The following is a 12,489-nucleotide window of genomic DNA, read 5'->3' as shown; positions in this document are numbered from 1 at the left end:
CATGGGGCCGTCTCGCGCCGTGGCGGCTTGCCCCGGGCTGGCGCAGCCCCCATAGTTTCGCGCATACGAAAGACCGATTCGCATGTTCCATTCTCCCGCCTCCGATACGGCCGCCGGCCGACCGTCGCCCCTCGACATCCTGAAGCGCGTTTACGGCTACGATGCTTTCCGCGGCCAGCAGGAGGCCGTCGTGGAGCATGTGGCGGCGGGCGGCGACGCGGTGGTGCTGTTTCCGACGGGGGCGGGAAAGTCGCTCTGCTTCCAGATCCCGGCGCTCTGCCGCATGGGGGTGGGCGTCGTCGTCTCGCCGCTGATCGCGCTGATGCGCGATCAGGTGGAGGCGCTGACGCAGCTCGGCGTTCGCGCCGCCGCGCTCAATTCCTCGCTGTCGCGCGAGGAATATCTCGCGGTGCGCGACCGGCTGCGGGCGGGCGATCTCGACCTGCTCTATGTGACGCCGGAGCGTATCGTCACCGACGGTTTCGCGGAACTGGTGGCCGGCGCCTCCCTTGCGCTCTTCGCCATCGACGAGGCCCATTGCGTTTCGCAATGGGGGCACGACTTCCGGCCGGAGTATCGTGCGCTCGGCATGCTGAAAGAGCGCTATCCCGGCGTCCCCCGCCTCGCGCTGACGGCGACTGCCGACCCGCACACCCGCGACGACATGATCGAACGGCTCGGCCTTTCCGGCGCGCGGATATTCACCACCAGTTTCGACCGGCCGAACATCTCCTACGAGATCGCCGAGCGTGACCAGCCGCGCCAGCAGCTCCTGCGTTTCCTGTCGCGTCATCAGGGCGAAAGCGGCATCGTCTATTGTCTCTCGCGCGCCAAGGTGGAGGAGACGGCGGCGTGGCTGAACACGCAGGGGATCCGGGCGCTGCCCTATCACGCCGGCTTCGACCGGACGATACGCGAGGCCCATCAGGACGCCTTTCTCAAGGAAGAAGGCCTGTGCCTCGTCGCGACGGTCGCCTTCGGCATGGGCATCGACAAGCCGGACGTGCGCTATGTCGCCCATCTCGACCTGCCGGGATCCGTCGAGGCCTATTATCAGGAGACCGGCCGCGCCGGGCGTGACGGCCTGCCGTCGCAAGCCTGGATGGCCTATGGCATGGCCGACGTGGTCCAGCGCGGCCGGATGATCGACGAAGGCGGGGCTGCCGACGAGGTCAAGCGTATCGAACGGGCCAAGCTGAATGCGCTGCTGGCCATCTGCGAGACGGCGGGCTGCCGGCGGCAGGCGATCCTCGCCCATTTCGGCGAGGCTCATCCCGGCCAATGCGGTCATTGCGACAGCTGCCGCAATCCGGTCGAGACCTGGGACGGCACCGAGGCGGCGATCAAGGCGCTCGCCGCCGTCTATCGTACCGGCGAACGGTTCGGGGCGGGTCATCTGATCGATGTGCTCGTCGGCAACGCCAGCGAGAAGACCACGCGCTTCGGACATGTCGACATGCCCGTCTTCGGCGCTGGCAAGGATATCGCGCCGCGCGTCTGGCAGTCGATCTTCCGGCAGCTGCTTGCCGCCGGCCTGGTCAGCGTCGACCATACCGCCTATGGGGCGTTCCGGCTGGAGCCGGAGGCGCGGGCGGTCTTCCGCCGCGAGCGGCAGGTGCTGTTCCGCAAGGATCGCGCGCCGGCCGGCCGCAAAGGCGCGCGGGCCGGTTCGCCGGCCGCGCGGGAGCGGTCGAACCTTGCCGGTTCCGATCTGGAGCTTTTCGAGCGTCTGCGCGCCGAGCGACTGTCGCTCGCCCGGGAACTGGACGTGCCGCCCTATGTCGTTTTCCCCGACGCCACGCTGATCGCGCTTGCCCGGGAGCGGCCGCGCGACCGGGAGGAACTGCTCGACATTCCCGGCATCGGCGAGACGAAGCGGGATCGCTTCGGCGACGCCTTCCTCGCGGTGATCGAGGATTTCGACGGATAGGGCGGTTTCCTCACATGCGCACGGTCATGCCGCCGTCCACCACGAGGACATGGCCGTTGACGAAGGAGGCCGCGTCGCTTGCAAGAAACAGCGCTGCACCGGCAATCTCGTCCGGCCTTGCCCAGCGCCCGACCGGAATGCGCTGGCGCACGAAGGGCGTCAGCGTCTGGTCGGCGGCCAGCGCGGCGTTGGTCTCGGTGGCGAACCAGCCGGGCGCGATGGCGTTGCTGGTGATGCCGTGCGGGCCGAATTCCACCGCCATGCCGCGCATCAGGCCGGTCAGCCCATGCTTGGCCGCCGGATAGACGCCGTCGTCGGGCTGGGCCACATGGCCGTTGATCGAGGTGATGGCGATCAGGCGACCGTGTCCCTGCCGTTTCATGATCGCCGCCGCATCGCGCGCCAGCGTGGCGGCGGCGACGAGATCCGTGCGGATCAATGCGTCGATCGCCGCGTCGTCCATTTCGGCCAGCGGCCTTCGGTCGCGCGCGCCGACATTGTTGACGAGCACGTCGAGCCGTCCGTGGCCCTTCTCGATCGTGGCGAGCGCCTCCTTTTGCGCGGTGCCGTCGGCGATGTCGAAGACGCTCGCCGAGGCGCTGCCGCCGGCCGTTTCGATGGCGGTAACCGCGGTATCGAGCGTTTGCCGGTTGCGCCCGGTCAGCACCACATGCGCCCCGGCCTGCGCGAGGGCACGGGCGATCTCGAAGCCGAGCCCGCGCGCCCCGCCCGTCACCAGCGCCACGCGCCCCGTCTGGGAGAATCGTTCGAAAATGCTCATGAAACCGTCCTTTCCGCCGCAAACGGACAGAGACAGCGTCGTGCTGTCAAGGTTTTCGGCCGGCCGTCGAGGGCGGATCGTGCGCCGGACGGCCCGTTTTCGAATTCGGGTCTTTACGAAGACGTCCGCCGCGCTAGACTTTTCATTGCGGGGCGGCAAGAGGCGAAGGTGAAGGAAGGAACGATATGAAATACGAGGGAAGCTGTCATTGCGGTCACGTCGCTTTCGAGGTGGAGGGTGATTTCGAAGCCGCGATCGAATGCAACTGCTCGATGTGCCGCCGGAAGGGATCGCTGCTGGCTTTCGTTCCGCACGACCGTTTCGTGCTGGCGACGCCCGAGGAAAACGCCTCCGTCTACCGGTTCCACAAGCATGTGATCGACCACCGGTTCTGTCCGATCTGCGGCGTGGCGCCCTATAGCGAGGGCGTGGACGGGGAGGGTAACCGGATGGCGGCGGTCAATCTGCGTTGTATCCCCGCGGTCGATCTGGATGCGTTGACGGTGCGCAAGGTCGACGGGCGGTCGTTCTGAGAGGCGAATCGGTGCGGCAGGCCCTGTCGGGCGAAGGGCTTGTCTTTCCGCCGGCGCTTCCTACATGATGGGTGATCAGCCGGATCCGTCGCATATCCAGTCCGCAAGCCCGAATCGGAGGCATTTACGCCTTTTTTGCCGGAAACGCTTGACGGAACCGGAAATAGTGGGAATCACCATTGTGGCGCAGATGGAACGGGTACGGCGGGTCGGGAAGTCATGTCAATCGTGTTGCTTCGGCAACGAAGGCCACGTTTCCACAGATCGGGGCGTGGTTAATCGGGATTTAATTGTCACTCCGGTAGGTCAGGGACGTTGATTCGCGGTGGTGTTCGCCGGAAGGTGAACGATTGCTGCGGAACGGAACCGTTCGAAACTGGATGCTTCAGGAAAGCGACGTATAGATGGCGACAAAGGTCAAAGAGAACGAGGAAGTCGAGAACGAACGCGAAGGCGCTACCGACGGCCCTCTTCTCGATCTTTCCGATGACGCGGTCAAGAAAATGATCAAGGCCGCGAAAAAGCGCGGCTATGTGACCATGGACGAGTTGAACTCGGTGCTGCCGTCCGAGGAAGTGACCTCGGAGCAGATCGAGGACACCATGTCGATGCTCTCCGACATGGGTATCAACGTCATCGAGGACGAGGATGCCGAGGAGGGCGCGCAAAGCGAGGAAGAAGACAGCGACGATGCGGAGGCGGAAGGCGGCGAACTGACCAGCCCGAGCGCCGGCACGGCGCTTGCGACCGCGCGCAAGAAGGAGCCGACCGACCGTACGGACGATCCGGTGCGCATGTATCTGCGCGAGATGGGCTCGGTCGAGCTGCTTTCGCGCGAGGGCGAGATCGCCATCGCAAAGCGCATCGAAGCCGGTCGCGAGACGATGATCGCCGGTCTTTGCGAAAGCCCGCTAACGTTTCAGGCCATCATCATCTGGCGCGACGAACTGAACGAAGGCCAGACGCTGCTGCGCGAGATCATCGATCTGGAGACGACCTATTCCGGTCCCGAGGCGAAGGCTGCGCCGCAGTTCCAGAGCCCGGAAAAGATCGAGGCCGACCGCAAGGCGGCCGAGGAGAAGGAAAAGGCGCGCAAAAGCCGTTCGGCGGCCAATGACGACGACATCACCAATGTCGGCGGAAACGCGCAGGCCGAGGAAGAGGAAGAGGACGACGACGAGTCCAACCTTTCCCTCGCCGCCATGGAGGCGGAACTGCGGCCGCAGGTCATGGAGACGCTCGACACGATCGCCGAGACCTACAAGAAGCTGCGCAAGCTGCAGGACCAGCAGGTGGAAGCCCGCCTGCAGGCGACCGGCACGCTGTCGCCGGCCCAGGAGCGCCGCTACAAGGAGCTGAAGGACGAGCTGATCACGGCGGTCAAGTCGCTGTCGCTCAACCAGAACCGGGTCGACAGTCTCGTCGAGCAGCTTTACGACATCAACAAGCGCCTCGTGCAGAACGAGGGCCGGCTGCTGCGTCTGGCGGAAAGCTACGGTGTGCGCCGCGATTCCTTCCTAGAGCAGTATACCGGCGCGGAACTCGATCCGAACTGGATGAAGTCGATCGGCAATCTTTCCAGCAAGGGCTGGAAGGAATTCGCCCGGAGCGAGAACGCGACGATCCGCGATATCCGCCAGGAGATCCAGAACCTCGCTACCGAGACGGGGATTTCCATTTCGGAATTCCGCCGTATCGTGCACATGGTGCAGAAGGGCGAGCGCGAGGCCCGCATCGCCAAGAAGGAGATGGTCGAAGCCAACCTTCGCCTGGTGATCTCGATCGCCAAGAAATACACCAACCGCGGCCTGCAATTCCTGGACCTCATTCAGGAAGGCAACATCGGCCTCATGAAGGCGGTCGACAAGTTCGAATATCGCCGCGGCTACAAGTTCTCCACCTATGCGACATGGTGGATCCGGCAGGCGATCACCCGCTCGATCGCCGACCAGGCTCGCACGATCCGCATTCCGGTGCATATGATCGAGACGATCAACAAGATCGTCCGCACCTCGCGCCAGATGCTGCATGAGATCGGCCGCGAGCCGACGCCGGAAGAACTGGCCGAAAAGCTGGCCATGCCGCTGGAAAAGGTCCGCAAGGTCCTGAAGATCGCCAAGGAGCCGATTTCGCTCGAAACCCCGGTCGGGGATGAAGAGGATTCGCATCTCGGCGATTTCATCGAGGACAAGAACGCGCTTCTGCCGATCGACGCCGCCATTCAGGCGAACCTGCGCGAGACGACGACCCGGGTTCTCGCCTCGCTGACGCCGCGCGAGGAGCGCGTTCTGCGCATGCGCTTCGGTATCGGCATGAACACCGACCACACGCTGGAGGAAGTCGGCCAGCAGTTCTCGGTGACGCGTGAGCGCATCCGCCAGATCGAGGCCAAGGCGCTGCGCAAGCTCAAGCACCCGAGCCGTTCGCGCAAGCTGCGGTCGTTCCTCGACAGCTGAGGCGCACGCCGTTCGCTTTCATCAGGACTCCGCAGCCGGCAGCTGCGGGGTCCTGTCGTTTTCGGGGTCAGCCGGCGGTGGTCGGGTCGCCCAGTCTGGCGTCCAGCCGCACCGCTTCCCGCACGAGCCGCGAGACGATCCGGGTTTCCACCGTATCGCCCTCCAGAAAGGCCATCGTCGCCATGTCGCGACGGCCGCCCGGCCGCAGGCGCGGCTCGATGTCGCGCAGGCCACGACCGCGCCAGAGACCGAGGAGCACATGGCCCTTTTCCGCACGCACGAGCAGGACGGGGCCGCTGGCGGAATAGACGAGATGACCCCAGCCGATGCCTTCCTTCAGCGCTCCGGAGGCAAGGATGGTGGCGCGCAGCGTTTCCACCGTCTGTTTCCGCCAGCCGGAAAGCCGGGCCAGATAGGCTTGCGGATCGTCCGCCGACGCTTCCTTTCCGATAGGCGTCATTCGTCACGGTCTCCCTGTTTCTGCAAGATTGCCCCTCCGCGCCCGCCGTGCCAAGTTGTTTGCCGGTTACGGCCGTGCGGCGGTCCTTATTGAGTATGACGGGAATGGCGATCTTCCAACGGCTTTTGTTTTCCTTCTCCATCGCCGGCCTTGTCCTCGGCACGCTTTTCTTTGCCGCGTCGCTGACGCCGAGCCTTCTGCCGCGCACCTATGTGACGCAGGGCCTGCTGTCCGGGGTCGCCATGGGATGCGGTTACGGGCTCGGCGTGCTGTTCGAATGCCTGTGGCGCTGGCTCGAACTGCCGGAGCCGACGGGGCGGATGCGTCTGCGGATGACCGGGGCGGCGGGTGCGATCTGCGGCGTCATCGTGCTGGTGTTCCTGTGGCGGACGGCGGAATGGCAGAATTCCATCCGCGCGATCATGCAGCTTCCGCCCATCGAAACGGCGCATCCCCTTTATGTCGGGCTGATCGCGCTTGCCGTCTTCCTGTCCATCCTGCTGATCGGACGTCTGTTCGTCCTCGTCGCCACGCTCTTGACCCGGACGTCACGCCGCGCCGCGCCGGCGCGGCTTGCCGTGCTGATCGGGACGCTTCTGGCGCTGGCGCTGTTCTGGATGGCGGCCGAGGGCGTGCTGTTCCGCGGTGTGCTGCATATGGCGGATTCGTCTTTCCGGGCGCTCGACCAGCTTGTCGAGCCGGAGACCGCCAAGCCCGACGATCCGATGAAATCCGGCAGCACCGCCTCGCTGGTGCGCTGGGAGGACCTTGGCCGGATGGGGCGCGCCTTCGTGTCCGGCGGGCCGTCGCGCATGGCGATCGCCGCCTTTACCGACAGGCCGGCGCTGGAGCCGCTGCGCGTCTACGTCGGGCTGAACGCCGCCGATACAGCTGCCGCGCGGGCCGAACTGGCGCTTGCGGAACTCATCCGTGTCGGCGGCTTCGAGCGTTCGGTGCTTCTCGTCGTCATGCCTACGGGAACCGGCTGGATCGACCCGGAGGCGCTCGATACGGTGGAATATCTTCACCGTGGGGATATCGCCAGCGTGGCGATCCAATACTCCTATCTGGCAAGCTGGCTGTCTCTGCTGGCCGAGCCCGACTACGGAGCGGAAGCCGCCCGTGCGCTGTTCAGGGCGGTCTACGATCACTGGACGACCCTGCCGAAGGACAGCCGGCCGCAGCTCTATCTTCACGGCCTCAGCCTCGGCGCGCTTTCCTCCGAACAATCGGCGGAGCTTTTCGAGGTGATCGGCGATCCCTATCAGGGCGCGCTATGGGCCGGCCCGCCGTTTCAAAGCCGCATCTGGCGGGCGATGACGGCGGGCCGCAATCCCGGTTCGCCCGCCTGGCTTCCGCGCTTCCGCGATGGCTCCTATGTCCGCTTCACCAGCCAGCGCAACGCGTTGCCGGAGGCGGGCGACCACTGGGGGCCGATGCGCATCGTCTATCTGCAATATGCCAGCGATCCGGTGACCTTCTACGATCCCTATGCCTTCTATCGACAGCCGGCCTTCATGGCGGCGCCGCGCGGGCCGGACGTTTCTCCCGCCTTCCAGTGGTATCCGGTCGTGACGCTGCTCCAGCTGACGCTCGATATGGCCATGGCGACCACTGCGCCGATGGGGCTTGGCCATGTCTACGCCGGCGAACACTATATCGACCCATGGATCGCTGTGACGCGGGTGACGGATTGGGACGAGGCGGATATCGCCCGGCTGAAGGAACGGTTCCGGGCGCGGCGATGAGGCCGTGGCGGCTTGTCCGGCGCTCCCTTCCACAAACGAAAACGCCGGGGCTGAAACCCCGGCGTCTGCAATTTGGGCCGTTAAGACCTTATTCGGCGGCGACGATATTGCCGTCTTCCCACTTGAAGAGCGAGAAGCTCTGGGAGGTGAGGTCGCCGTCCTCGCCATAGGTGAGCTGGCCGATGGCCGTGGGGATCGGTTCGCCGGTCTTCAGCGCGGCGGCGACGGCGGCGGAATCGTCGGCGCTGCCCACCTTCTCGATGCCGGCCTTCAGCACTTCCACGGCGGCATAGGCGTTGAGCGTGAAGGCTTCCGGGGGAATGCCCTTCTCGGCGAGAACCTTGACGGCCGTCTGTGAATCCGGGCTCTTCAGCGCGTCGGTGGCGTTGGTGAACATCGTTCCGGCGGCGGCTTCGTTGCCGATCGCCCAGTATTCGCTGTTGGAAAGACCCTCGCCGCCGATGATCAGCGCCTTGACCGAAAGATCGTTGAGCTGACGGGCGAGCAGCCCGCCTTCCGGATGGTAGCCGCCGAAATAGATGACTTCCACGCCGTCGGCCTTCAGGCGGGTGATCAGTGCGTTGAAGTCTCTCTCGCCCGGCGTGACGGAATCATAGAGCACTTCTTCCACGCCGCCGGCATTGAGCGCGGCCTTGAAGGAATCGGCAAGGCCCTTGCCGTAGGTGCCCTTGTCGTGAATGATCGCGACCTTCTTGTCCTTCAGGTTCGCCAGCACATAGTTGGCGGCGACTTCGGCCTGCTGGTCGTCGCGGCCGCAGGTGCGCAGGATATTGGGCAGGCCGCGGGCGGTGATGTCCGGAGCGGTGGCGGTGGGCGTGACCATGAGGACGCCGTTTTCCGCGAAGACTTCGGAAGCCGGGACCGCGACGCCGGAGGTGACCGGTCCGACGACGAAGCGGATGCCTTCGCCGACGAGCTGGTTGGCCGCCGAAACGCCCTGCTTGGGCTCGCCGCCGTCGTCGGCCAGCTTCAGGACGACCTGCTCGCCGAGAATGCCGCCGTTCTTGTTGATTTCAGCGACGGCGGCTTCGGCGCCGTTCTTGACCTGATCGCCATAGGCGGCGACCGGGCCGGTCAGCGGAGCGACGAGGCCGATCACGATATCGGCGTGGGCAAGCGGAGCGAAGGCGACCGAAGCTGCAAGCAGCGCGCCAGCGAAAATCTTCTTTTTCTTCATGAATCTCTCCTCAAGTGGTCTTTCGAAACCCCGGTTGTGGGCCGGCGCCCGCGCCGGCGGGCATTTTACCACAGGCCTGAAGTCGGAACGCTCCCCGGGCGGGCGGAACAAACGTGCGCCATAGCCTCGCCGCGCGTTAGATTGATTAGGCAATGGCGCTCGAAAGCGCAACAAAATAATAGCGACGGGCTCTGCCTGCCGCCCGGTCCGCGGCATTTGAGAAAAAAGGAAATGTTAAGATTCACGAATTATAAATCCTCGCGAAAAGTGAGGATTTGCGATGCGTTGCGTATTGGTCGTCGTCCTCCTGTTGCTTGCCGGCTGCGCGTCTGTCCCGCGACAGACGCAGAACGTCTGCGCCATCTTCGAGCAACGAGACGGCTTGTTCAACAACTGGCGCCGGGCGGCCCACAAGGTGGAGCGCGAATATGGCGTTCCCGTTCCGGTGCTGATGGCGACGATCTATACGGAATCGGGCTTCCGGCATAACGCCCGACCGCCGCGCACCTGGCTCCTCGGCTTCATTCCCTGGAAACGCGCCTCGACGGCCTACGGCTTTTCCCAGGCGCTCGACGGCACCTGGGCGCGTTACAAGCAGGAGACCGGCCGCTGGACGGCCAGCCGCACCGATTTCGGCGACGCGATCCGTTTCATCGGCTGGTATCACCACCAGAGCCATACCCGCAACGGTATCGCGCTCAACGATACCTACCGGCTCTATATCGCCTATTACCATGGCCATACCGGCTACAAGCGCGGCAACTGGAGCACCACGGCGAAGAACGGTGCGAAACGGGCGGCGAGCATGGCCTCGAACTATGCCCGCCAGATGCGGGCCTGCGGCGCCGGCTGGTAGAAGACGCATAATAGGAAACACCCGGCGGGGTGGAACGGGCTGTTTCCTCCGGCCGGGTGTTTCCGGTACGATGCTCAAGGATGCGTCTGGCAGGAAAGGACGAAGGAATGGTCGATCTTTATTATGCCATCGTCGGCAACACCACGAACACCAACGAAGGGCTCGCCCGGCTGCTGGGCCTGATCATCGTCTTCATCGCGGTCGGCGGCGGCGTCTTCTGGTTCCTCGGCGCATAGGGCATGACGCAGGGTATCGTTACCGTCGCCACCCGGGGACAGGGCCTTTACGAATTCACCGGGCGGGCGGTCGCCTTCGTGCGCGATGCAGGGCAGGAGACAGGGCTGCTGACGCTTTTCGTGCGGCACACGTCCTGTTCGCTGCTCGTTCAGGAAAACGCCGATCCGGACGTGCGGCGCGATCTGGAGGCGTTTTTCCGCCGGCTCGTGCCGTCGTCGGACGATCGCTCCATGCATTGGATCACCCACAGGCTGGAGGGGCCGGACGACATGCCGGCGCACATCAAGGCGGCCTTGACGCCGGTTTCCCTCGCCATCCCGGTCATCGGCGGACAACTGGCGCTCGGCACCTGGCAAGGTCTCTATCTCTTCGAGCATCGCGACCGGCCGCACCAGCGGGAGATCGCGCTACACCTTTCCGCCTGAGGGACCCTTGCGTGAGGGAACCGTCGGCGGGCAGGGCCGTTTGGAGAAGGCAGCCAGAGGAGAGGATCATGGCAGACAACAGCCCTATCGCACACGCCGTCGTCGCGGCGCTCAACGCCCGCGATTTTTCCGCACTGGCGGCGCTGGCCGACGAGGAGATCGCACTTTCCGGCTTCGGCGGCGGCATGGACATGGGCCGCGAGGCGCTTCGCGAGCGGCTGGCCCGCCACTTCCAGGCAAGCGATGAAACCTATGGCGACGCTCTCGTGATGGAGGATCGGAGCGGCGGCAATATCGCCGTCCGGCTGACGGCGCGCGGCTGGTCGCCCGACGGGACGGCCCGCTCCCGCGAGGCGGCGCTCCTCATCGAGGTGGAGGAGGGGCGTGTCCTGCGGCTTGCGCTATTGTCTTCCGGCGGAAGTTGAACGGCGGCTGAACGGCCGGTTTCGCCTGCGTTCAGCGGCCGGATTGCAGAATTCCTTCCGATCGTCCGGGGCCGATGCCCCGGCAAGAACCGAAGGAGAGCCGATGATGCCGTTCCCGATAAAGACCGTTTTTCTGATGGCCATGCTCGGCCTCGGCGCGCTGGCCGCATCGGTGCCGGCCGCTCTTGCGGCAAGCGGAACCAGCCCCGAGGTGGTACAGGCCGGCTATCGCAACGGCTTTCACGGGCGGGACGCCGGCTGGGCGCAGATGCCTGACCACGGTCGTGACCGCTATCATCGTCGCGGGCCGCACCGTGATCGCGGCCGCTGCGCGCCGTGGCTCGCCGCGCAGAAGGCGCAGGATGCGGGCCTGCGCCGCGCCCGTATCGTCGAAGCCTCGCCGCGGCGTATCGTAGTCGCCGGCCTGCGCTATTCGCATATCGCCCGCATCAGTTTCGCCAATGTGCGCGGTTGCCCGCGCATCTCCCGCTGACGGAGCGGCCGCAATCGTCAACGAACGGCCCGCCCCGGGATCTGCCGGGCGGGCCGTTCGCGTCGAGGTGCGGTTTTCTTCCGGTTTGTCTGCCGGCGGGCGGGAAGGGCAGCCTTGCGGTCCCTCCCGCCGGGGATGTCAGTCGTTCAGCGCGAAAGTGACGTTGACGATGACGGAGTAGCTGTTTTCGCCGGCTGCCAGCGGCACGGCGCTTTCGGCATAATCCTTCGCCATGGCGCGCACCATGGGCATCGGTTCGGCGCGATAGGAGGTCTCGGAGATTTCCAGCACGCGGCCGAGCGAGACGCCGGCGGCGTCCGTCAGTTCCTTCGCCTTGGCGATGGCGTTCTCGACGGCCTTCTTGCGCGCCTCGCTGACGGCGGTCTCCGGCTTGTCGTTGACGAAGCGGATGCCGTTGCCCTGATTGGCGCCCAGCGTCACGGCCTTGTCGAGAATCTCGCCCAGCCGGGACAGGTCGCGCACCCGTAGCGTCACGGTATTGGCAACCTGGTAGCCGACCAGCACCGGCGGCGGATTTTCGCCGGTGGAGCTTTGCGGATACTGATATTGCGGGTTGATCGAGAAACCGGAGGTTTGCAGGTCGCGCTCGGCGATCCCGGCCTCCTTGAGGGCGGCCAGAATATCGGCCATCGCCTTGTTGTTGGCGTCCAGAGCCTCGCGGGCGGTCTTCTCGGCCTTGACGACGCCGAGATCGATCAGCGCCATGTCGGGGGCCATTTCAGCCCGGCCTTCCCCGGTGACCGCGATGGTCGCCTCGCGCGGCCCGGCCTTGTCTTCGGCATGGGCCAGGGGGACAGCGGCGGCAAGCGCGAGGGAAAAGGCGAAAAGGCCGGCGCTGGAGCGGCGGGCGAAGGTCTTTTTCATCATGGGAGGTATCTCCATCCGGTTGTGTCCCTGACGGCTTCTCGCCCGTGAATGTGTGCGCA

Annotated in this window: 13 protein-coding genes; 9 read left to right on the top strand and 4 right to left on the bottom strand. The window is 65.3% G+C overall.

Going from position 1 to position 12,489, the window contains the following annotated elements; genetic code table 11:
• Nucleotides 1-82: 82 nt before the first annotated feature.
• A complete protein-coding gene (gene recQ / locus KYK29_RS03295; RefSeq protein ID WP_254689412.1) occupies nt 83-1,930 on the top strand; it encodes a DNA helicase RecQ in 1,848 nt (615 codons plus the stop codon).
• Nucleotides 1,931-1,940: 10 nt separating this feature from the next.
• Here the strand turns inward: recQ and KYK29_RS03290 are convergent, their stop codons facing one another.
• On the bottom strand, nt 1,941-2,711 hold the full coding sequence (locus KYK29_RS03290) for an SDR family oxidoreductase (RefSeq protein ID WP_254689411.1): 771 nt from the start codon (nt 2,709-2,711) through the stop codon (nt 1,941-1,943).
• Nucleotides 2,712-2,896: 185 nt separating this feature from the next.
• On the opposite strand from KYK29_RS03290, the gene KYK29_RS03285 reads away from it, so the two are divergent.
• On the top strand, nt 2,897-3,244 hold the full coding sequence (locus KYK29_RS03285) for a GFA family protein (RefSeq protein WP_254689410.1): 348 nt from the start codon (nt 2,897-2,899) through the stop codon (nt 3,242-3,244).
• A 404-nt stretch (nt 3,245-3,648) separates the two neighbouring features.
• Nucleotides 3,649-5,700: an RNA polymerase sigma factor RpoD gene (gene rpoD, locus KYK29_RS03280; RefSeq protein ID WP_254689409.1), complete on the top strand. Its 2,052-nt coding sequence runs from the start codon at nt 3,649-3,651 to the stop codon at nt 5,698-5,700.
• A gap of 67 nt (nt 5,701-5,767) precedes the next feature.
• Here rpoD and KYK29_RS03275 read toward each other — a convergent pair whose 3' ends face one another.
• Nucleotides 5,768-6,160, bottom strand: coding sequence for a DUF1801 domain-containing protein (locus KYK29_RS03275; RefSeq protein WP_254689408.1), 393 nt, complete (start codon nt 6,158-6,160; stop codon nt 5,768-5,770).
• A 104-nt stretch (nt 6,161-6,264) separates the two neighbouring features.
• Between KYK29_RS03275 and KYK29_RS03270 the strand changes: the two genes are divergently transcribed.
• Entirely contained in the window at nt 6,265-7,908 is a 1,644-nt protein-coding gene (locus tag KYK29_RS03270) for an alpha/beta hydrolase (RefSeq protein ID WP_437437212.1), read from the top strand.
• 88 nt (nt 7,909-7,996) lie between these two features.
• On the opposite strand, the gene KYK29_RS03265 is transcribed toward KYK29_RS03270, so the two are convergent.
• The gene (locus tag KYK29_RS03265; protein WP_254689407.1) at nt 7,997-9,106 is read right to left on the bottom strand and encodes a branched-chain amino acid ABC transporter substrate-binding protein; all 1,110 of its coding nucleotides are present in this window, start codon (nt 9,104-9,106) and stop codon (nt 7,997-7,999) included.
• 280 nt (nt 9,107-9,386) lie between these two features.
• On the opposite strand from KYK29_RS03265, the gene KYK29_RS03260 reads away from it, so the two are divergent.
• The 5 genes from KYK29_RS03260 (at nt 9,387) to KYK29_RS03245 (ending at nt 11,542) form a co-directional block, all read left to right on the top strand.
• Complete coding sequence (locus KYK29_RS03260) at nt 9,387-9,962, top strand: transglycosylase SLT domain-containing protein (protein WP_254689406.1); 576 nt, start codon at nt 9,387-9,389, stop codon at nt 9,960-9,962.
• A gap of 107 nt (nt 9,963-10,069) precedes the next feature.
• The gene (locus KYK29_RS22435) at nt 10,070-10,198 is read left to right on the top strand and encodes a hypothetical protein (protein ID WP_302795378.1); all 129 of its coding nucleotides are present in this window, start codon (nt 10,070-10,072) and stop codon (nt 10,196-10,198) included.
• A gap of 3 nt (nt 10,199-10,201) precedes the next feature.
• Complete coding sequence (locus KYK29_RS03255; protein WP_254689405.1) at nt 10,202-10,624, top strand: secondary thiamine-phosphate synthase enzyme YjbQ; 423 nt, start codon at nt 10,202-10,204, stop codon at nt 10,622-10,624.
• 68 nt (nt 10,625-10,692) lie between these two features.
• A complete protein-coding gene (locus tag KYK29_RS03250) occupies nt 10,693-11,049 on the top strand; it encodes a nuclear transport factor 2 family protein (protein WP_254689404.1) in 357 nt (118 codons plus the stop codon).
• Between the two features lie 103 nt (nt 11,050-11,152).
• Nucleotides 11,153-11,542 (top strand): hypothetical protein, encoded by a 390-nt coding sequence (locus KYK29_RS03245; RefSeq protein WP_254689403.1) that lies wholly within the window; start codon nt 11,153-11,155, stop codon nt 11,540-11,542.
• A 138-nt stretch (nt 11,543-11,680) separates the two neighbouring features.
• On the opposite strand, the gene KYK29_RS03240 is transcribed toward KYK29_RS03245, so the two are convergent.
• Nucleotides 11,681-12,430, bottom strand: coding sequence for an SIMPL domain-containing protein (locus KYK29_RS03240; RefSeq protein ID WP_254689402.1), 750 nt, complete (start codon nt 12,428-12,430; stop codon nt 11,681-11,683).
• Nucleotides 12,431-12,489 lie beyond the last annotated feature (59 nt).

The organism is Shinella daejeonensis (assembly GCF_024281235.1).
GTDB classification, from domain to species: Bacteria; Pseudomonadota; Alphaproteobacteria; order Rhizobiales; family Rhizobiaceae; genus Shinella; species Shinella daejeonensis.
The sequence above is the reverse complement of the archived record's forward strand: the minus strand, read 5'-3'. Positions and strand labels throughout refer to the sequence as shown.

Excerpts from the sequence above, each read along its gene's own strand:
- recQ (WP_254689412.1), top strand. The coding sequence starts at position 83 with ATGTTCCATTCTCCCGCCTCCGATACGGCCGCCGGCCGACCGTCGCCC.
- KYK29_RS03290 (WP_254689411.1), bottom strand. The coding sequence starts at position 2,711 with ATGAGCATTTTCGAACGATTCTCCCAGACGGGGCGCGTGGCGCTGGTG.
- KYK29_RS03285 (WP_254689410.1), top strand. The coding sequence starts at position 2,897 with ATGAAATACGAGGGAAGCTGTCATTGCGGTCACGTCGCTTTCGAGGTG.
- rpoD (WP_254689409.1), top strand. The coding sequence starts at position 3,649 with ATGGCGACAAAGGTCAAAGAGAACGAGGAAGTCGAGAACGAACGCGAA.
- KYK29_RS03275 (WP_254689408.1), bottom strand. The coding sequence starts at position 6,160 with ATGACGCCTATCGGAAAGGAAGCGTCGGCGGACGATCCGCAAGCCTAT.
- KYK29_RS03270 (WP_437437212.1), top strand. The coding sequence starts at position 6,265 with ATGGCGATCTTCCAACGGCTTTTGTTTTCCTTCTCCATCGCCGGCCTT.
- KYK29_RS03265 (WP_254689407.1), bottom strand. The coding sequence starts at position 9,106 with ATGAAGAAAAAGAAGATTTTCGCTGGCGCGCTGCTTGCAGCTTCGGTC.
- KYK29_RS03260 (WP_254689406.1), top strand. The coding sequence starts at position 9,387 with ATGCGTTGCGTATTGGTCGTCGTCCTCCTGTTGCTTGCCGGCTGCGCG.
- KYK29_RS22435 (WP_302795378.1), top strand. The coding sequence starts at position 10,070 with ATGGTCGATCTTTATTATGCCATCGTCGGCAACACCACGAACACCAAC.
- KYK29_RS03255 (WP_254689405.1), top strand. The coding sequence starts at position 10,202 with ATGACGCAGGGTATCGTTACCGTCGCCACCCGGGGACAGGGCCTTTAC.
- KYK29_RS03250 (WP_254689404.1), top strand. The coding sequence starts at position 10,693 with ATGGCAGACAACAGCCCTATCGCACACGCCGTCGTCGCGGCGCTCAAC.
- KYK29_RS03245 (WP_254689403.1), top strand. The coding sequence starts at position 11,153 with ATGATGCCGTTCCCGATAAAGACCGTTTTTCTGATGGCCATGCTCGGC.
- KYK29_RS03240 (WP_254689402.1), bottom strand. The coding sequence starts at position 12,430 with ATGATGAAAAAGACCTTCGCCCGCCGCTCCAGCGCCGGCCTTTTCGCC.